The organism is Streptomyces flavochromogenes, from assembly GCF_000717595.1.
Lineage (GTDB): Bacteria > Actinomycetota > Actinomycetes > Streptomycetales > Streptomycetaceae > Streptomyces > Streptomyces flavochromogenes.
On sequence record NZ_JNZO01000018.1, the window covers coordinates 190,697 to 211,663 of the forward strand.

19 protein-coding genes and 2 tRNA genes are annotated in these 20,967 nt (G+C 72.3%); 14 read left to right on the plus strand and 7 right to left on the minus strand.

The features are described from left to right. The first annotated feature begins 54 nt into the window (after positions 1-54). From IF00_RS0122605 to IF00_RS0122620, 4 genes are all read left to right on the plus strand, one after another. Positions 55-2,958 carry a UPF0182 family membrane protein gene (locus IF00_RS0122605; RefSeq protein WP_078944808.1) on the plus strand — a complete coding sequence of 968 codons (2,904 nt, stop codon included), beginning with the start codon at positions 55-57 and terminating at the stop codon, positions 2,956-2,958. A gap of 45 nt (positions 2,959-3,003) precedes the next feature. Then, positions 3,004-3,077: transfer RNA gene (locus IF00_RS0122610), tRNA-Met, on the plus strand. A gap of 204 nt (positions 3,078-3,281) precedes the next feature. After that, positions 3,282-5,255 carry a tetratricopeptide repeat protein gene (locus tag IF00_RS0122615; RefSeq protein WP_030320800.1) on the plus strand — a complete coding sequence of 658 codons (1,974 nt, stop codon included), beginning with the start codon at positions 3,282-3,284 and terminating at the stop codon, positions 5,253-5,255. A 72-nt stretch (positions 5,256-5,327) separates the two neighbouring features. Next, positions 5,328-5,401: transfer RNA gene (locus tag IF00_RS0122620), tRNA-Met, on the plus strand. Here the strand turns inward: IF00_RS0122620 and IF00_RS42790 are convergent. Then, complete coding sequence (locus IF00_RS42790) at positions 5,383-5,811, minus strand: Fur family transcriptional regulator (RefSeq protein WP_030320802.1); 429 nt, start codon at positions 5,809-5,811, stop codon at positions 5,383-5,385. The genes IF00_RS0122620 and IF00_RS42790 overlap by 19 nt on opposite strands. Positions 5,812-5,905: 94 nt before the next feature. Here IF00_RS42790 and IF00_RS0122630 point away from each other — a divergent pair, with 94 nt between their 5' ends. Next, the gene (locus IF00_RS0122630) at positions 5,906-7,390 is read left to right on the plus strand and encodes a catalase (protein ID WP_078944809.1); all 1,485 of its coding nucleotides are present in this window, start codon (positions 5,906-5,908) and stop codon (positions 7,388-7,390) included. Between the two features lie 61 nt (positions 7,391-7,451). On the opposite strand, the gene IF00_RS0122635 is transcribed toward IF00_RS0122630, so the two are convergent. After that, positions 7,452-7,838 carry a CBS domain-containing protein gene (locus tag IF00_RS0122635; RefSeq protein ID WP_030320807.1) on the minus strand — a complete coding sequence of 129 codons (387 nt, stop codon included), beginning with the start codon at positions 7,836-7,838 and terminating at the stop codon, positions 7,452-7,454. Between the two features lie 183 nt (positions 7,839-8,021). Next, positions 8,022-8,831, minus strand: coding sequence for a histidinol-phosphatase (gene hisN / locus IF00_RS0122640; RefSeq protein WP_030320808.1), 810 nt, complete (start codon positions 8,829-8,831; stop codon positions 8,022-8,024). A gap of 121 nt (positions 8,832-8,952) precedes the next feature. Between hisN and IF00_RS0122645 the strand changes: the two genes are divergently transcribed. Continuing rightward, complete coding sequence (locus IF00_RS0122645) at positions 8,953-9,606, plus strand: TetR/AcrR family transcriptional regulator (RefSeq protein WP_030320811.1); 654 nt, start codon at positions 8,953-8,955, stop codon at positions 9,604-9,606. On the opposite strand, the gene IF00_RS43960 is transcribed toward IF00_RS0122645, so the two are convergent. The 4 genes from IF00_RS43960 to IF00_RS0122660 form a co-directional block, all read right to left on the minus strand. Continuing rightward, the gene (locus tag IF00_RS43960; protein ID WP_078944810.1) at positions 9,498-9,821 is read right to left on the minus strand and encodes a DMT family transporter; all 324 of its coding nucleotides are present in this window, start codon (positions 9,819-9,821) and stop codon (positions 9,498-9,500) included. The genes IF00_RS0122645 and IF00_RS43960 overlap by 109 nt on opposite strands. Before the next feature lie 152 nt (positions 9,822-9,973). After that, positions 9,974-10,987: a ribosome small subunit-dependent GTPase A gene (rsgA, locus tag IF00_RS0122650; protein WP_030320816.1), complete on the minus strand. Its 1,014-nt coding sequence runs from the start codon at positions 10,985-10,987 to the stop codon at positions 9,974-9,976. A 3-nt stretch (positions 10,988-10,990) separates the two neighbouring features. After that, positions 10,991-12,322 carry a 3-phosphoshikimate 1-carboxyvinyltransferase gene (gene aroA, locus IF00_RS0122655; RefSeq protein ID WP_030320818.1) on the minus strand — a complete coding sequence of 444 codons (1,332 nt, stop codon included), beginning with the start codon at positions 12,320-12,322 and terminating at the stop codon, positions 10,991-10,993. A gap of 20 nt (positions 12,323-12,342) precedes the next feature. Beyond that, positions 12,343-13,038 (minus strand): M50 family metallopeptidase, encoded by a 696-nt coding sequence (locus IF00_RS0122660; RefSeq protein ID WP_030320820.1) that lies wholly within the window; start codon positions 13,036-13,038, stop codon positions 12,343-12,345. 50 nt (positions 13,039-13,088) lie between these two features. On the opposite strand from IF00_RS0122660, the gene IF00_RS0122665 reads away from it, so the two are divergent. The 8 genes from IF00_RS0122665 to def all read left to right on the plus strand — a co-directional run bounded on the left by IF00_RS0122665 (position 13,089) and on the right by def (position 20,731). Then, on the plus strand, positions 13,089-13,943 hold the full coding sequence (locus tag IF00_RS0122665) for an SOS response-associated peptidase (RefSeq protein WP_030320821.1): 855 nt from the start codon (positions 13,089-13,091) through the stop codon (positions 13,941-13,943). A gap of 46 nt (positions 13,944-13,989) precedes the next feature. After that, positions 13,990-14,631, plus strand: coding sequence for an alpha/beta hydrolase family protein (locus IF00_RS0122670; protein WP_106975869.1), 642 nt, complete (start codon positions 13,990-13,992; stop codon positions 14,629-14,631). Positions 14,632-14,873: 242 nt separating this feature from the next. Continuing rightward, positions 14,874-15,530 carry a sigma-70 family RNA polymerase sigma factor gene (locus IF00_RS0122675; protein ID WP_030207302.1) on the plus strand — a complete coding sequence of 219 codons (657 nt, stop codon included), beginning with the start codon at positions 14,874-14,876 and terminating at the stop codon, positions 15,528-15,530. Then, positions 15,527-15,844, plus strand: a complete 318-nt coding sequence (gene rsrA / locus IF00_RS0122680) for a mycothiol system anti-sigma-R factor (protein WP_030320825.1) — start codon at positions 15,527-15,529, stop codon at positions 15,842-15,844. The genes IF00_RS0122675 and rsrA overlap by 4 nt, the downstream gene beginning before the upstream one ends. Positions 15,845-15,993: 149 nt before the next feature. After that, the gene (locus tag IF00_RS0122685; RefSeq protein ID WP_245234607.1) at positions 15,994-17,640 is read left to right on the plus strand and encodes an HD-GYP domain-containing protein; all 1,647 of its coding nucleotides are present in this window, start codon (positions 15,994-15,996) and stop codon (positions 17,638-17,640) included. Further along, positions 17,637-18,929, plus strand: coding sequence for an HD-GYP domain-containing protein (locus tag IF00_RS0122695; RefSeq protein WP_030320829.1), 1,293 nt, complete (start codon positions 17,637-17,639; stop codon positions 18,927-18,929). The genes IF00_RS0122685 and IF00_RS0122695 overlap by 4 nt, the downstream gene beginning before the upstream one ends. 79 nt (positions 18,930-19,008) lie before the next feature. Then, complete coding sequence (locus tag IF00_RS0122700) at positions 19,009-19,989, plus strand: tetratricopeptide repeat protein (RefSeq protein WP_030320830.1); 981 nt, start codon at positions 19,009-19,011, stop codon at positions 19,987-19,989. A gap of 106 nt (positions 19,990-20,095) precedes the next feature. After that, entirely contained in the window at positions 20,096-20,731 is a 636-nt protein-coding gene (gene def / locus IF00_RS0122705; protein WP_030320831.1) for a peptide deformylase, read from the plus strand. Positions 20,732-20,967: the final 236 nt, after the last annotated feature.

The following is a 20,967-nucleotide window of genomic DNA, read 5'->3' on the forward strand; positions in this document are numbered from 1 at the left end:
GCGGGGCCTGCTTTCAGACGCATCAACATCGAGGGGCGCACGTTGGCTTTCCAGATGCCGGACCGCGGCGGTAGCCCGTCCGGGCCAAGGATGAGGGTCGGCCGGCCGTCCCGGCGGGCCCGTACCCTGCTCATGACACTCGGGGTGCTGGCCGTTCTGGCCATGGCTTTCGTGATGTTCGCCGGGTTCTGGACGGACTGGCTCTGGTACCGCTCGGTCAAGTACTCGTCCGTGTTCACGACCACGCTGTGGACCAAGATCGGCCTCTTCGCCGTCTTCGGTCTGCTGATGGGGCTCGCCGTCGGCCTGAACATCTGGCTGGCGTACCGGCTGCGGCCGCCGCTCAGCGCGATGTCCCTGGAGCAGCAGAGCCTCGACCGGTACCGGATGGGCCTCGCACCGTTCAGGAAGTGGGTGCTGCTCGCGGTCACCGCCCTGGTGGCGCTGATCGCCGGCGCCTCCGCCTCGGGCCAGTGGCGCACCTGGCTGATGTGGGTCAACGGCGTGAAGTTCGGGGAGAAGGACCCGCAGTTCGGGCTGGACGTGTCGTTCTACGCCTTCGACCTGCCCTGGTACCGCTTCCTGCTCGCCTTCGGCTTCGCCGCCGTCGTCCTGTCGCTGATCGCCGCCGCGCTCACGCACTACCTGTACGGCGGGCTGCGGATCACCAGCCCGGGTGCGCGTGCGACCGCCGCGGCGACCGGCCACCTCTCGGTGCTGCTCGGTGTCTTCGTGGCGCTGAAGGCCGTGGCGTACTGGCTCGACCGGTACGGCCTGGCCGTGAAGTCCAGCGACTTCAAGGCCACCGGCAACTGGACGGGCCTGCGGTACGTCGACGCCAACGCCTACCTGCCGGCGAAGACCATCCTGTTCTGCATCGCCGCGATCTGCGCCGTGCTGTTCTTCGCCACGCTCTGGCGCCGCACCTGGCAGCTGCCGGTGATCGGCTTCGGTCTGATGGTGCTCTCCGCGATCCTGATCGGCGGCCTGTACCCGGCCATCGTGCAGAAGTTCCAGGTCCAGCCGAACGAGCAGGCCAAGGAAGCCGAGTACATCCAGAAGAACATCGACGCGACCCGCAAGGCGTACGCGATCGACGAGACGAAGCTCGAGAACTACTCGGGCAAGTCGACGGTGAAGGCCAAGGACCAGCTGCGCAGCAACGCCGACTCGGCGGCCAGCTACCGCGTCCTCGACCCGAACATCGTGTCGCCGACGTTCCAGCAGCTGGAGCAGAAGCGGAAGTACTACCAGTTCCCGACCACCCTGGACGTGGACCGGTACGCGGGCAAGGACACCGTCGTCGGTCTCCGTGAGCTCAACATCAAGGGCATCCCGAAGCGGAACTGGATCAACGACCACTTCACCTACACCCACGGCTACGGCGCGATCATGGCCGCGGGCACGCAGACGGACGCCAACGGCTCCCCGATCTTCACCGAGGCCGGTCTGCCGACGACGGGGATGCTCGGCACGTACCAGCAGCGGATCTACTACGGCGAGAAGACCGATCAGTACTCGATCGTCGGCGGCCCGCAGAAGGAGCTGGACTACGAGGAGAACGGCGAGAAGACCACCAGCTACGAGGGCAAGAGCGGGGTCAACCTCTCCAGCACCTTCAACCGCGCGGCCTACGCGGTCGCGTTCAGCGAGCCGCAGATCCTCTACTCGGGGGCCATCGGCGAGGGCTCGCGGATCCTCTACAACCGCACGCCCAAGGAGCGCGTCGAGGCCGTCGCGCCCTGGCTGACCATCGACGGCGACGCCTACCCGGTGGTCGTCGACGGCCGCATCCAGTGGGTCATCGACGCCTACACGACGACCAACGGCTACCCGTACGCCTCGCGCACCACGCTCGGCGACACGACCGCCGACTCGCTGACCGTCGGCAACCAGCAGCGCGCGGTCGTCGCCCAGCAGAACCAGGTCAACTACATCCGCAATTCGGTGAAGGCCACCGTCGACGCCTACGACGGCACGGTGAACCTCTACCAGTGGGACACCCAGGACCCGGTCCTGAAGACCTGGATGAAGGCGTTCCCGGGCACGGTCAAGGCCAAGTCCGAGATCGACGGCGACCTGATGCAGCACCTGCGGTACCCGCAGGACATGTTCAAGGTCCAGCGCGAGCTGCTGACCCGCTACCACGTCACCGACCCCGCGCAGTTCTACAGCGGCTCGGACGCCTGGCAGGTGCCGGACGACCCGACGAACAAGGACGGCAACGCGGTCCCGCCGTACTACCTGAGCATGAAGATGCCCGGGGACACGGCGCAGCGCTTCTCGCTGACGACGACGTTCACGCCGAACGGCCGGCCCAACCTGGGCGGCTTCATGGCGGTCGACGCCGACGCCACCAGCAAGGAGTACGGCCGGCTGAGACTGCTGCGGGTCACCGAGGACGTGCCGGGTCCGGCGCAGGTGCAGAGCAAGCTCAACGGTCTGCCCTCCGTCGCCACCTTCGTCCGGGACATGAAGGGCGCCGACTCCGACATCCAGTACGGCAACCTGCTGACCGTCCCGCTCGACGGCGGGTTCCTGTACGTGGAGCCGGTGTACGCCCAGGGACGCAACGCGCTCTACCCGCTGCTGAAGAAGGTCGCGGTGTCGTACGTGGACGCGGACCAGCCGAACGGTGACACGACCAAGGACACCACGGTGTTCGAGGACAACCTCACCAAGGCGCTCAACGCGGTCTTCGGAGTGGAGGCGCCCACCACGCCGCCGCCCACCTCGCCGACGACCCCGCCGGGCACCACCAACCCGCCGCCGGCGTCCAACGACGCCGCGCTCAAGCAGGCGATCTCGGACGCCCAGAAGGCCTACGACGCGGGCGAGGCGGCGCTGGCGAAGGGCGACTGGACGGCGTACGGCAAGGCCCAGGAGGACCTCCAGGCGGCGCTCCAGCGCGCCGCGGAGGCCGGGGCGAAGCTGCAGACGCCGGGGTCAAGCGGCTGACCTGAGGTTTTCCACCCCGCGACCGTGATACGGTTGGTTTACCGACGCGGGGTGGAGCAGCTCGGTAGCTCGCTGGGCTCATAACCCAGAGGTCGCAGGTTCAAATCCTGTCCCCGCTACTCAGAGGACGAGGGCCCGGATCCATAAGGATCCGGGCCCTCGTCGTGTGTCGGCGTGCGCGGGGGGCCCGAAGAGCGGTAGGGAAGGGGCGAGTTGGCGTGAGTCGTGTTTGACTTGTCTCTCTGTGGGCATGTCGACAAAACGCTGAGTGACCTCACTGGCTGCGGTATACCAGGTGTGCTCGGGTTGCGGGTGGTGCGACGATGGTATTTATGGGGGACAGGGCAACTCTGTTGGAGACAGGGCGGTTTGTGCAGCGGCATGCCAGGAACGCCGCAGACGAGATCATCGAGGCAGTAGGGGCCGTCGATGCGGCCGTCGACACCACCGCCGAGACCGATGCCGACACGGAGAACGAGACCGAGACCGAGGCCCGCCACCGGCGTGCCGCCGAGAGCGGCGACCTCGCCTCGATGAGCGCGCTCGGCGCGCTGCTGCTGCGCCGCGGCGACCTCGACGGCGCCGAGCCCTACCTGCGCGGTGCCACCGCCGAGGGCGACCGGGCCGCCGCCAACAACCTCGGGGTCCTGCTGCACCAGCGCGGCTACGCCGAAGAGGCCGCCGGCTGGTGGCGGGTCGCCGCCGTCGCCGGCTCCGCGCCCGCCGCCCACGCCCTCGGCCGTCACCACCGTGAGCGCGGCGACGAGCCGGCCGCCGAGTACTGGCTGCGGCAGGCCGCCGAGCAGGGCCACGCCCTCGGCGCGTACGCCCTCGCCGACCTCCTGGAGCACCGCAGCGACGTCGGCGCCGAGCGCTGGCTGCGCGCCGCCGCCGAGCAGGGCCACCGCGAGGCCGCGTACCGGCTCGCCCTCTCCCTGGAGCGCCGCGCCACCGAGACCACCCGCGGTCCGCACGACACCGGCACCAGGCTCCGGGTCCCCGGCACCGGCGCGCTCGTGCCCACCGGCGCGCCCGCCGCCGCCCCGGCCACCGACGCCGCGGCCGGGCGCGTCGGCGAGCCCGGGGGCGAGCCCACCGAGGCCGAGCAGTGGTTCCGGCAGGCCGCCGCGCGCGGCCACCGGCGCGCCGCGCTCCATCTCGGCGCGATCCTGGAGCACCGCGGCGAGCTCAAGGAGGCCGGCCGCTGGTACCTCAGCTCCGCCAAGGAGGGCGAGGCCAAGGCCGCCTGCGCGCTCGGTTTCCTGCTCCGCGACGCGGGCGACGAGGAGAGCGCCGCCGTGTGGTGGCTGCGTGCCGCCCAGGACGGCGACGGCAACGCCGCCAACGCCCTCGGGGCGCTGCACGCGGCCAGGGGCGAGCAGCAGACCGCCGAGCGCTGGTACCGGGCCGCCATGGACGCGGGCGACGTGAACGGCGCCTACAACCTCGGCCTGCTCTGCGCCGCGCAGGACCGCATCCCGCAGGCCGAGCAGTGGTACCGCCGGGCCGCCTACGCGGGCCACCGCGAGGCCGCCAACGCGCTCGCCGTGCTGCTGCTCCAGGCCGGCGACGCCAACGGCGCCGAGCCCTGGTTCTCCAAGGCCGCCGAGGCCGGCAGCGTCGACGCCGCGTTCAACCTCGGCATCCTCCACGCGGGCCGCGACGACGACCGTACGGCCCTCGTCTGGTACGAGCGGGCCGCGGCCGCCGGGCACACCGAGGCCGCCCTCCAGGTGGGCATCGCCGCCCTCCGGGACGGCGACGAGCGCACCGCCGAGCGGCACCTTCGCTGCGCGGCCGGCGGCGGCAGCGCCGAGGCGGCCTTCCGGCTCGCCTCGGTGCTCGACGCGCGTCGCCCCGACCCGGGCCCGGCCGTCCTCGGCGCGCCCCGGGAGGAGAAGACCGAGTGCGAGGAGTGGTACGAGCGGGCGGCCCAGCAGGGCCACCGGCGTGCCCAGGTGCGGGTCGGCATGCTCGCCGCCGGGCGCGGCGACCTGGCCGAGGCCGACCGCTGGTACCGCGAGGCGGCCGAGGCCGGCAGCCGCAACGGAGCCTTCAACCTCGGGCTGCTGCTCGCCCGCGAGGGCAGTGAGCGCGAGGCCGCCCTCTGGTGGACCCGGGCCGCCCGGGCCGGCCACGGGCGCGCCGCGCTCCGGCTCGCGCTGCTCGCGGCGCGCCGAGGGGAGCTGACCGAGGGGCGCCGTTGGTGCGCCCGCGCGGTGGAGCTGGGTCCTGCGGAGGTCGCGGAGCGGGCGGCGCGGCTGAGCGAGGCACTGCATCAGGAGCTGACCGCGTGACGGCGGCGTGATGGCCGCGCGGTAATGGATTTGCGCTGGTCGAGTGGCGTCCCGTAGAGTCGGGTTTACCGACGCGGGGTGGAGCAGCTCGGTAGCTCGCTGGGCTCATAACCCAGAGGTCGCAGGTTCAAATCCTGTCCCCGCTACTCAGTAGCAACGAAGGCCTGCCGCGGTACGTGACCTCGACGTTCGAGATCGTGAAGCCGAAGCGCTCGGCGTCCGGCAGGTCCGCCAGCGGGTCGCCGCCCGGGTGGACGTCCCGGATCGCGCCGCAGCGGCCGCAGACCAGGTGCTGGTGCGGCCGGTGGGCGTTGGGGTCGTAGCGCTTGGCGCGTCCGTCGGTCGCGACCTCGAGGACCTCGCCGAGGGTGACCATCTCGCCCAGCGTGTTGTAGACGGTCGCGCGCGAGATCTCTGGAAGTCGCGACACGGCGCGCGCGTGGACCTCGTCGGCGGTCAGGTGCACATGATCCCCGTCGAGGACCTCGGCCACGACGCGTCGCTGCGCGGTCATCCGCCAGCCGCGTCCGCGCAGTCGTTCCAACAGGTCGCTCATGGGGGCCAGGGTAACAGTCGCGGCCTCGGCTTCCCGAACAGGTGTGACTTTGGATGTTCACTTGACTTGGACAATGTCCAATGTAGGATCGTGTATGGCAGCGCAGGACGGGACGCAGGAGGCGCACGTGACGCAGGGACCGCTCACCACGGAGGCCGGCGCGCCGGTCGCCGACAACCAGAACAGCGAGACGGCGGGCGTCGGCGGTCCGGTCCTCGTCCAGGACCAGCTCCTGCTGGAGAAGCTCGCCCACTTCAACCGTGAGCGCATCCCGGAGCGCGTGGTCCACGCGCGCGGTGCGGGCGCCTACGGCACCTTCACGCTCACCCGTGACGTCTCGCGGTGGACGCGAGCCGCGTTCCTCTCCGAGGTCGGCAAGCAGACCGAGACGTTCCTGCGCTTCTCCACGGTCGCGGGCAGCCTCGGCGCGGCCGACGCGGTGCGCGACCCGCGCGGCTGGGCGCTGAAGTTCTACACCGAGGAGGGCAACTACGACCTCGTCGGCAACAACACCCCGGTGTTCTTCATCAAGGACGCCATCAAGTTCCCCGACTTCATCCACACCCAGAAGCGCGACCCGTACTCGGGCTCGCAGGAGGCGGACAACGTCTGGGACTTCTGGGGCCTCTCCCCGGAGTCGACCCACCAGGTCACCTGGCTCTTCGGCGACCGCGGCATCCCCGCCTCGTACCGCCACATGAACGGCTACGGCTCGCACACGTTCCAGTGGAACAACGAGGCCGGCGAGGTCTTCTGGGTCAAATACCACTTCAAGACCGACCAGGGGATCAAGAACCTCACCCAGGACGAGGCCAACCGGCTCGCCGGCGAGGACCCGGACTCGCACCAGCGCGACCTGCGCGAGGCCATCGAGCGCGGCGACTTCCCGACCTGGACCGTGCAGGTCCAGATCATGCCCGCCGCCGACGCCGCGACCTACCGCTTCAACCCGTTCGACCTCACCAAGGTGTGGCCGCACGAGGACTACCCGCCGATCGAGATCGGCAGGCTGGAGCTCAACCGCAACCCGGAGAACATCTTCGCCGAGGTCGAGCAGTCCGTCTTCAGCCCGGCGCACTTCGTGCCCGGCATCGGCCCGTCCCCGGACAAGATGCTCCAGGGCCGGCTCTTCGCCTACGGCGACGCCCACCGCTACCGCGTCGGCATCAACGCCGACCATCTGCCGGTGAACCGCCCGCACGCCACCGAGGCGCGCACCCACTCCCGTGACGGCTTCCTCTACGACGGCCGTCACAAGGGCGCGAAGAACTACGAGCCCAACTCCTTCGGCGGCCCGTCCCAGACGGGCCGGCCGCTGTGGCAGTCCACCCCGGTCACCGGCGTCACCGGCGACCACGCCGCCGCCGTCCACGCCGAGGACGACGACTTCACACAGGCGGGTGACCTCTACCGGCTGATGTCGGAGGCCGAGAAGGGCCGTCTGGTCGACAACCTGGCCGGCTTCATCGCCAAGGTCTCGCGCGAGGACATCGCCGAGCGGGCGATCGGCAACTTCCGCCGGGCGGACGAAGACTTCGGCAAGCGGCTGGAGGCCGCGATCCAGGCCCTGCGCGGCTGAGGGCGCCTGCCGAAAGAGGGAGCGGGCCGGATTTCCGTACGGAGTCCGGCCCGCTCTCGCGTCATCCCGCGACGCTGTGCAGCGGGATCCAGCAGCGGATGATGTCCCGGACCGAGACGATGCCGACGGGACCGTGGTCGTCGAGGACCACGAGGTGGCGGAATCCGCCGTGGGTCATGGCGCCGGCCGCCTCCTCAAGCGTCCAGGTCGGGGCGGCGAAGACGACGTCGTGGGTGGTGTGGGAGTCGGCGGTCTCGATGTCGGGGTTCTGGTCGCGGGCCAGCGAGTTGAGGATGTCCCGCTCGGTGAGGATGCCGAGCCCGGCGTCCCCGTCCAGGACGACGGCCGCGCCGACGCGGCGCGCCGCCATCAGCCGGGCGGCCTGTCGGAGGGTGTGTGCGGGGCCGATGGTGAGGACCACGGTGCTCATGGCGTCACGGACGAGCATGGGCGGAGCCACCTCCTTGGTGAAACGTTCCCGCTTTCAACGAGAACCAATTCACAAGTTCACAAGTGGGGGGACTCTCAGAGTGGCACCGGGGGACGGACCCGACAAGGGGGCGCGCGAGGCGCCCCCGGGGAGTGCCGAGGGCGCTCGAACGCGGGCGTTCGACCGGGCGCGGTGGGGCGATCAGCCCTCCGCGTTCTCCTGGTTGAGGTAGCTCAGCAGCTCGCCGTGGAGCAGACCGTTCGACGCCGCCGCGTTTCCGCTGTGCGGACCGTGCCGGCCGTCCAGGCCCGTGTACGTACCGCCCGCCTCCTGGACCACGACCGCCACCGCGGCCATGTCCCACAGCGACAGCTCCGGCTCCGCGCAGATGTCCACCGAGCCCTCGGCGACCATCATGTACGGCCAGAAGTCGCCGTACGCCCGGGTCCGCCAGCACGCGCGCGTGAGGTCCAGGAATCCGTCGAGGCGGCCCTGCTCCTCCCAGCCGCTCAGCGAGGAGTACGCGAACGAGGCGTCCTCCAGGGAGGCGACCTTGGAGACCCCGATCCGGCTCGCAGAGGCGAGGCTGCGCCCGGTGTACGCCCCCAGGCCCTTCGCCGCCCACCAGCGCCGGCCGAGAGCCGGGGCCGACACCACGCCCACCACCGGCTGGAATCCGGTGTCCCCGGCCTCCATCAGTGCGATCAGAGTCGCCCAGACGGGCACCCCGCGCACGTAGTTCTTCGTACCGTCGATCGGGTCGATCACCCAGCGGCGCGGGCCCGAGCCCTCCACGCCGTACTCCTCGCCCAGGATCGCGTCGCGGGGCCTGGCGCGCTGCAGCTGCCCCCGGATCAGTTCCTCGGCGGCCTTGTCGGCCTCGCTCACCGGAGTCATGTCCGGCTTCGTCTCGACCTTGAGGTCGAGTGCCTGGAACCGGTCCATGGTGGCCGCGTCGGCGGCATCCGCGAGGACATGGGCGAGACGCAGATCATCGTGGTAATCGGCCATGGTCGGCACTCTATCCCCGTGTGATCCCCGCGCGGAGAACCGTCCACCGGCGCCCCTTGACAGTGCGGGGACACCTGCCGACGCTGAGCACGGAATCGATTCCCCGGCCCGGGAGGCGCCGATGCCGAATGCCCGCGAGGCCCTGCTCGACGCCGCTCTCGGCGCGCTCGCGCACCGGTCGTGGTCCGCCGTCCGCATGGCCGACCTCGCCGTGGCCGCCCGGGTCTCCCGGCAGACCCTCTACAACGAGTTCGGCAGCAAGGACGGCCTCGCCCGCGCGCTGGTGCGACGGGAGGCCGACACCTATCTCCAGGGCGTCCGGCAGCTGCTCGACGCCCCGGGCCCGCCCGAGCGGAACCTGGTAGCGGTCGCCGAGTGGATCGTCACCCGGGCCGCCTCCCGGCCCGTGCTGCGGGCTCTGCTCACGGGTGCCTGGGACGAGCGGCTGCCCATGCCCCGGCCCGCCAGGCCGGGCGCGCGCCCCGCGGCCGTCCCCGCGCAGCGCCGCGCCGACGAGGGGCCGCCCGCCCCCGGCGAGCTGGTGGCGGCGACCGCGGCCTGCGCGGGGGAGCGGTGGGCGGTGGGCTGCGAACTGGCGGTCCGGCTGGCCCTCAGCCATGTCGTGGCGCCCACGCTCCCCTCTCTGGAAGGGTGGCGGGCGGACGGTCATTGCGCCGAGCCGGACAACTGGAGCCCGATCACGCCGACGATGACCAGAGTGATCGAGATGATCTTGAGCGTGGAGACCACGTCGCCGAGGAAGATCATTCCGTAGATCGCCGTCCCGGCCGCCCCGATCCCGGTCCACACCGCGTACGCCGGACCCACGTCGAGCTTCCGCAGGGCGAGCGTGAGGAGACCGAAACTGCCCAGGGCGAACACCGCGAACGCGACGGTCGGCCAGAGTCGGGTGAACCCGTGCGAGAGCTTCAGGCAGACCGCGAACCCCGTCTCCAGAAAGCCCGCCACCACCACCAGCAGCCACGCCATCGTCAGTGCCTCCCACGCCGTCGGTGACTGCTTCGTCGCACTTGGTGCGATTATGCACTTACCGGTCGTGGTCGTCCGTAAACGTGTACGGCGCGGCCGCCCGCAAACGCGGGCGGCTCGGCGGGGCGGCCCGGGAAGGCCGGCTCAGGGACTCAGTCGCCCTCGCGGCGCTCCCGGGTCGCGAGCAGCCTGCGCAGGGAGAAGAGCCGCGCCGGATCCGCGTGCCCTTCCGCCACCCACGCGTCGAGCGCGCAGTCCTGCTCGTCGTGACTGCACGCGCGCGGGCAGTTCTCCGTACCCGGTACGAGGTCGGGGAAGGCGAGGATGACCCGGGACGGGTCGACGTGGTGCAGGCCGAAGGAGCGGACGCCCGGGGTGTCGATGACCCAGCCGCCCTCCTTGTCGTTGAGCGGCAGGGCGAGCGCGGAGGTGGTGGTGTGCCGGCCGCGGCCCGTGACCGCGTTGACGACCCCGGTGGTCCGCCGTCGCTCCGGCGGGACCAGGGCGTTGACCAGGGTCGTCTTGCCGACGCCGGAGTGCCCGACGAACGCGGTGGTCCGGCCCTTGAGGTGCTCGTGGACCCGCTCGGCGGCGACCCCGTCCACGAACTCGTCGCGCGTGGTCACCACGTACGGCACACCGAGCGCGCCGTACATGTCGAGGAGGTCGTCCGGCGGCGCCAGGTCCGACTTGGTGAGGACGAGCAGCGGGGTGAGGCCGCCGTCGTACGCGGCGACCAGGCAGCGGTCGATCAGGCGCGGGCGCGGCTCGGGGTCGGCGAGGGCGGTCACGATCGCCAGCTGGTCGGCGTTGGCGACGACCACCCGCTCGTACGGGTCGTCGTCGTCGGCCGTGCGGCGCAGCACCGAGCTGCGCTCACCGATCCGCACGATCCGGGCGAGGGTGTCCTTCTCGCCGGACAGGTCGCCGACGAGCGAGACGCGGTCGCCGACCACGGCGGCCTTGCGGCCCAGTTCGCGCGCCTTCATCGCGGTCACCGCCCGGTCGTCGACCAGGACGGTCAGCCGGCCGCGGTCGACGGTGAGGACCATGCCCTCGACGGCGTCCTCGTGCTTCGGGCGGATCGTGGTGCGGGGACGGGTGCCCTTGCGGTTGGGCCGCTGGCGGATGTCGTCCTCGTCGGTGTGCTTGCCGTAACGCCGCATGGTTCAGGCCCCGAGCATTTCGGTCCACATCCTCGGGAAGTCGGGCAAGGTCTTCGCCGTCGTGGCCACGTCCTCGATCTCCACGCCCTCGACCGCGAGGCCGATGATCGCGCCCGCCGTCGCCATGCGGTGGTCGTGGTACGTGTGGAAGACGCCGCCGTGCAGCGGGCGCGGGCGGATGTGGAGACCGTCCTCGGTCTCGGTCACGTCGCCGCCCAGCTCGTTGATCTCCTTGGTGAGTGCCGCCAGCCGATCCGTCTCGTGCAGCCGGAGGTGGGCGACCCCGCGCAGCGTCGACGGGGAGTCCGCGAGGGCGGCGACCGCCGCGATGCCGGGCGTCAGCTCACCGACCTCGCCGAGGTCGACGTCGATGCCGTGGATCCGGCCCGTACCGGTGAAGGTGAGGCCCGCCTCGGTCAGCTCGCAGGATCCACCCATCTCGGTGAAGATCTCCCGCAGCGCGTCACCGGGCTGGGTGGTTCGCGCCGGCCAGTCCGGGACCGTCACACGGCCGCCGGTGATCAGGGCCGCCGCAAGGAACGGCTGCGCGTTCGACAGATCGGGTTCGACGACCAGGTCCCGGCCGCGCAGCGCGGAGGGCGCCACGCGCCACACGTTCGGGGCGCCGCCGTGCTCCGGCTCGTCGACCTGGGCGCCGACCGCGCGCAGCATGTCGACCGTCATCCGGATGTGCGGCAGCGAAGGCAGCCGGGCCCCCACGTGCCGTACCTCGACGCCCTGGTTGAAGCGGGGCGCGGACAGCAGCAGGGCGCTCACGAACTGGGAGGACGAGGAGGCGTCGATCTCGACGGTGCCGCCGTCCAGACCGCCGGCGCCGTGCACCGTCATGGGAAGGGCGCCGCGGCCCTCGTCGTCGATGCGGGCGCCGAGCGCGCGCAGCGCGTCGATCACGCCGTGCAGCGGGCGCTCGTGGGAGCGGGGGTCGCCGTCGAAGCGCACCGGGCCGTCGGCGAGCGCCGCGACCGGGGGCAGGAAGCGCATGACCGTGCCGGCGTTGCCGACGTCGACGGTCGCGGGGCCGCGCAGCGGGGAGGGGATGATCCGCCAGGCCTCGCCGGAACCGTCGGGACCCACGCCCTCCTCGATCCGCACACCGAGGGTACGGAGCGCCTCGGCCATCAGGAGGGTGTCGCGGGAGCGCAGCGGGCGGCGCAGCCAGCCCGGCTCGGACGCCAGCGCGGCGAGGACGAGGGCGCGGTTGGTGACCGACTTCGATCCGGGCACGGTGACGGTCGCGTCGACGGCGCCGCGGGCATACGGGGCGGGCCAGAGGTCGGTGGGCGGGTCGATGTGCGCGGAGGTGGCTGCGGTCATGGACTCACTGTACGGGGGAGTCAGAAGCCCAGGAGCCAGCGCCCGCCGCCGATCAGGGAGGAGATCGCGACGGCGTGGAAGAAGACCAGCCACACTCCGGCGGGCACATGGGTGAGCCGCGAGAGCTGGTCCGCGTCCGAGTCGGGGGCGCCGCCGTGGCGTCGCTTCAGCTGGAGCTCGAAGGCCGGGCGGACGCCGCCGAGCAGCAGGAACCAGACCACGGCGTACGCGAAGACCGACTGGACCTCGGGGGAGGTCAGCCAGGAGACGAGGAGGAAGGCGGCGCCGGTGAGCAGGACGGTGAGGACCCCGTACGCGTTGCGGACCATCACGAGCATCGCGAGCAGCAGGGCCGTCGCCACCCACAGCAGCAGGGTCACCCGATGGGTGCCGAGCAGCGCGGCACCGCCGAGGCCGAGCAGCGGGGCAGCGGGGTAGCCGGCGGCCAGGGTGAGGACCACGCCGAGTCCGGTCGGGCGGCCGCGGCTCACGGTCAGTCCGCTGGTGTCCGAGTGCAGCCGGATCGCTTCGAGGCGCCGGCCGGAGGCGAGGGCGACAAGTCCGTGGCCCCCCTCGTGGGCGATGGTGATCGCGTTGCGGGCGAGCAGCCATATGCGGCGGGGCACGGTGACGGCGAGTGCGGCGACGCCGGTGGCGATCACCAGCCACTCGGCCGGCGCGGCCTGCGGGCTGAAGAGGTCCATCGAGAGGTCCATCTTTCGGGCCGCTCCTCAGGGGGGTCGGGGATCGTGGCAGTGTGGCACGTATGTGCGGAAGGTATGCAGCGAGCCGGCGGCCCGAGGACCTCGTCGGGATCTTCGGGGTCGAGCTGGGGGTCCCTCCTGCCGGAGCGGAGTCGGGAGCTGGGGGGAGGGAGCCGGAGGAGACTCTGGCCCCGGACTGGAACGTGGCCCCCACCAAAGAGGTCTGGGCCGTTCTGGAACGTCCTCTGAAAGACGCAGAATCCCCGCGTCCGGTTCGTCAGCTGCGCGCGCTGAGATGGGGTCTGGTGCCGTCCTGGTCGAAGTCGCCGGAGGGCGCCGCCCGGATGATCAACGCACGGGCGGAGACCCTGGACGAGAAGCCCTCCTTCAAGCGGGCCTTCTCGGCCCGCCGGTGCATCCTGCCCGCCGACGGCTACTACGAGTGGGTGACCGGCGCGGGGGAGCGGGACCTGGAGGTCGAGGGGAAGCGGAAGCGGCCCCGGAAGCAGCCGTACTTCGTGACCCCGGCGGACGGCTCGGTCTTCGCGATGGCGGGGCTCTACGAGTTCTGGCGCGACCGCACCCGGCCCGACGGCGACCCCCTGGCGTGGTGGGTGACCTGCTCGGTGATCACCACCGAGGCGGAGACCGGGCCGCTGGGCGTGGCCCCGGCCGAGGGCCCGCACTCGCTCGCCGACATCCACCCCCGGATGCCGCTGATGCTCACCGAGGACCGCTGGGACGCCTGGCTCGACCCGGCGACCACCCGGCCGGAGGAGCTTCGCGGGCTGCTCGCCCCACCGCCGGAGGGCCTGATGAGGGCCTATCCGGTGGCGACCGCGGTCAGCAACGTCCGCAACAACGGGCCCGAGCTCCTGACGGAGCTGGACGGCCCGGAGGTCGGCACGCTCTTCTGAGACCGTCGCGCGCGCCGCCGGACGGCAGGATGGGGACGTGACCGACGTGACACAGTACGAGACCGTTTCCACCGACGCGGGGGATGCCCGCGTCGCCTGGTACGAGGTGCCCGGGGGGACGAAGCCGTGGGCCGTCCTCGCCCTCGGCCACGGAGCCGGCGGCGGCATCGAGGCCCGTGACCTCCAGGCGCTGGCCGCCGCGCTGCCCGCCCGGGGCGTGGCCGTCGCCCTCGTCGAGCAGCCCTGGCGGGTGGCGGGCAAGAAGGTCGCGCCCGCCCCCAAGACCCTGGACACCGGCTGGCGCGGCCTCTGGCCGGCCCTCGCCCGGCCCGGGCTCCCGGTGATCGCGGGCGGCCGCAGCGCCGGCGCCCGGGTCGCCTGCCGCACCGGGCGGGAGCTGGGAGCGCTCGCCGTCCTCGCGCTGAGCTTCCCCCTGCACCCGCCGGGCAGGCCGGAGAAATCCCGGGCCGACGAGCTCCTCGGCAGCGGCCTGCCGACGCTCGTCGTCCAGGGCGGCAACGACCCCTTCGGACGGCCCGCCGAGTTCCCGGAAGGCCCGTACCGCCTCGTCGGGATCCCGGACGGGGACCACGGCTTCGCCCTGCCCAAACGGGCGCCGCTCGGGCCGGACGAGGCGATGGCGCTCCTGGTGGACGGGGTCGCCGAATGGATCCTCTCCCTCCGCTGACGGAGCGGGAATGCCGAGTGGGGGACCACTGTTGTTCCGTGCGTCGGTGTGAGAGCAAGGAAGAGGGAGTCCGTCGCATGGGTTCGACCATCTGCCCCGAGCGCGCGCAGGCCGCTGACCTCGACTGGACAGTGCTGCCCGCTCCCAAGGGAGCCCGGATTCGGGCGGCGGGCGGAGCGGTTCCTCGTCTATCCTCCGAAACGAGCGGGTCCGCCCTCGGACTCGCCGTCGCGCTGGAGGAGGTGGGTCCGGTCACTGGGACCGACACAGGGACCGACGACGGCCCCGAGGAGACGACCGAGGAGCGCAACGCGCGCTTCGAGCGGGACGCCCTCGGCTACCTCGACCAGATGTACTCGGCCGCGCTGCGCATGACGCGCAACCCCGCGGACGCGGAGGACCTGGTGCAGGAGACCTACGCCAAGGCGTACGGATCCTTCCACCAGTTCCGCGAGGGTACGAACCTCAAGGCCTGGCTGTACCGCATCCTCACGAACACCTTCATCAACTCGTACCGCAAGAAGCAGCGCGAGCCCCAGCGCAGCGCCGCCGAGGAGATCGAGGACTGGCAGCTCGCGCGCGCCGAGTCGCACATGTCGACCGGCCTGCGTTCGGCCGAGTCGCAGGCGCTCGACCACCTCCCGGACTCCGACGTGAAGGAAGCGCTCCAGGCGATTCCCGAGGAGTTCCGCATCGCCGTCTATCTCGCGGATGTCGAGGGCTTTGCGTACAAGGAGATCGCGGACATCATGGGGACACCCATCGGTACGGTGATGTCACGGCTGCACCGGGGTCGCCGCCAGCTGCGCGGCATGCTCGAGGACTACGCTCGCGACCGCGGGCTGGTACCCGCGGGCGCCGGAGAGTCGTCGAACGATCTGAAAGGCTCGGGCTCATGAGCTGCGGAGAGCCGCACGAGACGGATTGCTCGGAAGTCCTGGATCATCTGTACGAGTTCCTCGACAACGAGATGCCCGACAGTGACTGCACCAAGTTCGAGGTGCACTTCGAGGAGTGCTCCCCGTGCCTGGAGAAGTACGGCCTGGAGCAGGCGGTGAAGAAGCTCGTCAAGCGCTGCTGCGGCAGTGACGACGTCCCCACCGACCTGCGGTCCAAGGTCATGGGCCGGATCGACCTGATCCGCTCCGGGCACCTGGTGCCCGAGCAGGAGATCGCGCCGATCGTGCCGACGACGCCGGCGCCCCAGGAGTGACTCCCCTTCCGTAGAGGGAGAAGGAGGCCGTCGCGACACGATCGCGGCGGCCTCGTGCGTATATCAGCTTGTATCACCCGATGGTGCGAATCCGCTCCACCCCGCCGTCACGGGCCGTTCAACTCGCTAGCGTGACGGGGATGATGGGCGTGAAGGTCATTCCGCGGGCGGCCCGCGTGTACATCGGTTGCGCCCTGCTGGGCGCCGGGGCCTCCGTCCTCCCCGCCCTGCGCCCCGGCGCGGCCACCCCCTGGGCCACGGTCGCGCTCCTCGCCGCCCTGTACGCGCTCTGCGAACTGCCCGCCCGCTGCCGCCTCCTCGGCCGCGCGCTCGGCGGCTCCGTCCCCATGGGAACCGGCTCCTTCTTCCCCGTCCTCCTCGCCGCGGCGCTCCTCCTGCCGCCCGCCGCCGCCGCGCTGACCGCGCTGCCCGGCAGCCTCCTCGCCCGCGTCGACGAACCCCCGGCCGCCCCCCGCCGCGCCTGGCGGGCCGCCGCCACCGCCCTCGCCACCTGGGCCGCCGCCCAGGTGGCCGAGGTCCTCAGCTGCGCCCGCGCCCTCGGACACGGCCACGACGCCCCCGACTTCCCGTACGCGCTGCTGCCCGCGGGCGCCGCCGCGCTCACGTTCTGCCTGGTCCTGACCGCCCTCGACGGCGGCATCCGGGCGACGGCCGACGGACTGCCCCCGCGGGCCGCCTGGCGCGGCCTCCTCGGCCGGGCGCTCGCCCCGCACGCCGTGCACGGACTCGCCGGACTGATGATGGCCGTCCTCTGGCGCAGCACGTACGGGCCCGTGTCGGCCCTCTTCGTGCTCCTCCCGATGTACATCTCCTGCTGGGTCTTCGCCCAGTACCACCGTGAGCGCGCCGCCCACCAGGCCACCATCCGCGCCCTCGTCCAGGCCGTCGACATCAAGGACCGCTACACCCGGGGCCACAGCGAACGCGTGGGTCACGCCTCCGTGCTGATCGCCCGCGAGCTGGGCATGGCCGAGGACCGGCTCGACGTCGTACGGTTTGCCGGCATCCTCCACGACGTCGGCAAACTGGGCGTGCCCACCCGGGTCCTCCGCAAGGACGGCCCCCTCACCCCCGAGGAGCGCCGGGTCATCGAACTGCACCCGGAGTACGGGCACGAGATGGTCCGCGGCATCGGCTTCCTCGGCGAGGCGCGGGCCGCGATCCTCCACCACCACGAACGCATGGACGGCAGCGGTTACCCGTACGGGCTGCACGGCGACGAGATCCCCGAGTTCGCCCGGGTGGTGGCCGTCGCCGACGCCTTCGACGCCATGACCTCCACCCGCTCCTACAGCCGGGCCCGCCCGGTGCCGACGGCCGTCGCCGAACTGGAGCGCTGCGCCGGCAGCCAGTTCGACGCCCGGATGGTCGCCGCCCTCGTCCGCGCCCTGGACCGGCACGGCTGGCAGCCCACGGTCACCGCCGACGAGACCGCAGCGGCGCCGACCGGCGGGAACGTGCCGCCGCCGCGCGATGCCGGAGCCGCACGGCCACCGGACGTCCCCGGAGCCGCACGACCACCGGAGGCACCCGGAGCCGCGCGACCACCGGAGGCACCCGGAGCCGCGCGACCACCGGAAGTGCCCGGAGCCGCACGGCCACCGGACGTCCCCGGAGCCGCACGACCACCGGAGGCACCCGGAGCCGCACGACCACCGGAGGCACCCGGAGCCGCACGACCACCGAAGGCACCCGAAGCCCCACGACCACCGGTAGCGCCCGAAGCCGCACGGCGACCTGAAACGCCCGGCACCAGGCCCAAGGAGCGCGCATGAGGCCCGGCGCCGTCACCGTCGGCGCCGTACACGGGGCCGCGCTCCTGCTGAGCCTGGCCGGATTCGCCTCCACCCTCTGGTACGGCATCGACGAACCAGGCAACGCCCTCGCCTTCGGCGCCCTGATCGTCCTCGGCGAGCTCGCCCGCTGGGGCGCCGCACCCGGCGTCGGCGCACCTTCCGTGCGCGAGGCGCCCGGGGGGAGGGAGCCCGCGCCGCTCGCCGCCGCCGGGGCCCTCGCCTACGCCCTGCTCGGGGCGAGCGCCGGGACCGCCACCACTCACGGCGTCCTCCAGATCGTCGCCGTCGTCGTGGCCGCCGGCCTCGCCGGGATCGTCCCCCACATCGCCCGCGGCCGGGGGCCCGGCCCCGACCACGTCGCACGCCGCGTCCTCACCGTCGGCTTCGCCGCGCTCTGCTTCCAGCCCCTCTACAACTCCGGGGCCGTCGTCGAGCACCTCGGCCAGGGCCCGGCGTACGCCCTCTTCCTCGTCCTGCTGCTCGTCCTGACCGCCCTGTGCGACGCGGTCCTCGCCGCCCTCGTCCTCCGCGCCCGCACGGGATTCCCGTACGGCCCCCTCCTCCGCGACGAACTGAGCGCCCTCCTCGGCATCGGCTCCGCCGTCGGCGCCACCGGCACCGTCATGGCGCTCGGCGTGGCCGCCGCCGGACTCTGGGCCCTGCCCGTGCTCGCCGTGCCGCTGCTGCTCACCCAGGTCTCCTTCCGCCGGTACGCCGCCGTGCGCACGGTCAACCGGCAGACCATCGCCTCCCTCGCCCGCGCCACCGAGATCGCCGGCTGCACCCCGCCCGGCCACGCCCGCCGGGTCGCCGCCCTCAGCGCCGCCGTCGGACGGGAGCTGGGCCTCTCCGGCGCCGAGCTGGCCGTCCTGGAGCACGCGGCGCTCATGCACGACATCGGCCAGCTCTCCCTCGTCGACCCCGTCGAGGGCGGCGCCACCGCCCTGCTGCCCACCGAGGAGCAGCGCCGGATCGCCCTCCTCGGCGGCGAGGTCGTCCGTAGAACCGGTGTGCCCGAGGCGGTCGCCGTCGTCGTGGAGCGCCAGGCCGACCCGTACCGGGAGCAGCCGCTGCCCGCCCGGATCGTCCGGACCGTGAACGCGTACGACGACCTCGCGGGCGGCGAGGGCGCGGGCGCCGCCCTCGACGCCCTGGAGCGGCTCAGGCTCGGCACTGCCCGCGATCATCACCCGGATGTCGTCGAATGCCTGGCCAGGGTCCTGGCGCGGGGCGGAGCGGCTGGGGTGACCTCCGTCGCGACTGGGTAACCCATGGGTAATGAGCGCGCGTCCGACCGGGCATGGTTGGATGCGAACAAGAGGGTGAAGCGACCGGCAGGCGGGAATCGTGAAGATCTTCGGGAAGGTACGGCATCGGCCCTCCGCCTCATGGCGGCAGGCCACCGACCGCGCGTTCACGCTGATCGGCGACGGCCGGTACGAGGACGCGGGCGCACTTCTCACGCGCGCGGCGGATCTGGAGCCCTGGCTCTCGGAGTCCTGGTTCAACCTGGCGCTGCTGCACAAGTTCCGGCACGACTGGGAGCAGGCGCGCGCCGCCGGGCTCCGTGCCGTCGCGCTCCTCGACAAGGAGAGCGGCGCCCCCGACTGGTGGAACGTGGGCATCGCCGCGACCGCGCTCCAGGACTGGCCGCTGGCCCGTCGTGCCTGGCAGGCCTACGGACTGAAGGTCCCGGGCGCCGCCGCGGGCACCGGTGAGCCCGCCGGGATGGAGCTGGGCAGCGCCGCCGTCCGGCTGTCGCCCGAGGGCGAGGCCGAGGTGGTGTGGGGCCGCCGGCTCGACCCGGCCCGGATCGAGGTCCTCTCCATTCCGCTGCCGTCCTCCGGGCGCCGCTGGGGCGAGGTCGTCCTCCACGACGGCGTGCCGAACGGCGAGCGCACCACCACCGCCGGCCCCTCCTACCCGGTCTTCGACGAGATCGAGCTGTGGGCCCCCTCACCCGTCCCCACCTGGGTGGTCCTCCTGGAGGCGGCCACCGAGGCCGACCGGGACGCCCTGGAGCAGCTGGCAGCGGAAGCGGGTTTCGCCGCGGAGGACTGGTCGTCCTCCGTGCGACTGCTCTGTCGTGCCTGCTCCGAGTCGACGATGCCGAGCGCCGAGGGCGAGGGCGAGCACTCCGACCCGCACGACCACAGCGAGCCGGGCCATCCCGGGCCGCTCGGGCACCGCTCGCCGGGCGAGCTGTGGGTCCCGGAGCGGGAGTGCGGCCTCGCCGCCCCGGCGGGCCTGGTGCGCGGGCTCCTCGACGGCTGGGTGGCGGACAGCCCCGACAGCCGTGAGTGGCGCGATCTCGAAGAGGTCTGCTGAGCCTCGGGCGGCTCCCGGATCCGGCCTGATCCAGGAGCCACCCGCCCTGCCGGGCCCGTAGGCTGTCTCTCGACGGAATCGGGTTTTCAGGAAGGCGCGGCCGGACATGGCGCAGCAGGAGACGGACGAGCAGACGCAGATCAACGACGGGTTCGTCGTGGACACGGAGGACTGCGAGGCACGCGAGCTCGCCCACCGTGAGCGCGGCACGGCCCGCCCGATCACGGTGGTCGGCAACCCGGTGCTCCACAAGGAGTGCAAGGACGTCACCGAGTTCGACGACTCGCTCGCGGCGCTGATCGACGACATGTTCGCGAGCCAGAAGGCCGCCGAGGGTGTGGGCCTCGCCGCGAACCAGATCGGCGTGGACCTCAAGGTCTTCGTCTACGACTGCCCCGACGACGAGGGCGCCCGGCACACCGGTGTCGTGATCAACCCGGTCCTCCAGGAGCTCCCGGCCGAGCTGCGTGTCCTCGACGAGTCCAACGAGGGCTGCCTCTCCGTGCCGACCGCCTACGCCGAGCTGGCCCGCCCCGACTACGCGGAGGTCCACGGCCAGGACGCCCAGGGCAACCCGATCAAGGTGCGCGGCACGGGCTACTTCGCCCGCTGCCTCCAGCACGAGACGGACCACCTGTACGGCTACCTGTACATCGACCGCCTCTCCAAGCGGGACCGCAAGGACGCCCTGCGCCAGATGGAAGAGGGCACCCCGCGCTACGAGACGGTGTCGAACGCCTGATCGCCGTGGACATGGGCCGGGCCCCGCTCCTTCGCGAAGGAGCGGGGCCCGGCCTTTGTGCGACTACTGCCAGCTCATGTCGCCGGCGACGGCGACGGCGGTCGCGCCGCCGACCAGCAGAGCGGTGAGCGCGGCGGTGGTGAGCGTACGAGCGAAGCGGATCATGATGTTCCCCCCAGGGGTGCGTGCTGCAGGACGTGCCCGTGGGGCCGCCGTACGACGGCCCCACGGAACAA

Coding starts and splice junctions, on each gene's coding strand:
- def (WP_030320831.1), top strand. CDS start 20,096: ATGGCGCAGCAGGAGACGGACGAGCAGACGCAGATCAACGACGGGTTC.
- IF00_RS43960 (WP_078944810.1), bottom strand. CDS start 9,821: ATGGCGTGGCTGCTGGTGGTGGTGGCGGGCTTTCTGGAGACGGGGTTC.
- hisN (WP_030320808.1), bottom strand. CDS start 8,831: ATGGCCGATTACCACGATGATCTGCGTCTCGCCCATGTCCTCGCGGAT.
- IF00_RS0122645 (WP_030320811.1), top strand. CDS start 8,953: ATGCCGAATGCCCGCGAGGCCCTGCTCGACGCCGCTCTCGGCGCGCTC.
- IF00_RS0122695 (WP_030320829.1), top strand. CDS start 17,637: ATGAGGCCCGGCGCCGTCACCGTCGGCGCCGTACACGGGGCCGCGCTC.
- rsrA (WP_030320825.1), top strand. CDS start 15,527: ATGAGCTGCGGAGAGCCGCACGAGACGGATTGCTCGGAAGTCCTGGAT.
- IF00_RS42790 (WP_030320802.1), bottom strand. CDS start 5,811: ATGAGCGACCTGTTGGAACGACTGCGCGGACGCGGCTGGCGGATGACC.
- aroA (WP_030320818.1), bottom strand. CDS start 12,322: ATGACCGCAGCCACCTCCGCGCACATCGACCCGCCCACCGACCTCTGG.
- IF00_RS0122665 (WP_030320821.1), top strand. CDS start 13,089: ATGTGCGGAAGGTATGCAGCGAGCCGGCGGCCCGAGGACCTCGTCGGG.
- IF00_RS0122630 (WP_078944809.1), top strand. CDS start 5,906: ATGGCAGCGCAGGACGGGACGCAGGAGGCGCACGTGACGCAGGGACCG.
- IF00_RS0122615 (WP_030320800.1), top strand. CDS start 3,282: ATGGTATTTATGGGGGACAGGGCAACTCTGTTGGAGACAGGGCGGTTT.
- IF00_RS0122660 (WP_030320820.1), bottom strand. CDS start 13,038: ATGGACCTCTCGATGGACCTCTTCAGCCCGCAGGCCGCGCCGGCCGAG.
- IF00_RS0122635 (WP_030320807.1), bottom strand. CDS start 7,838: ATGCTCGTCCGTGACGCCATGAGCACCGTGGTCCTCACCATCGGCCCC.
- IF00_RS0122605 (WP_078944808.1), top strand. CDS start 55: ATGCCGGACCGCGGCGGTAGCCCGTCCGGGCCAAGGATGAGGGTCGGC.
- rsgA (WP_030320816.1), bottom strand. CDS start 10,987: ATGCGGCGTTACGGCAAGCACACCGACGAGGACGACATCCGCCAGCGG.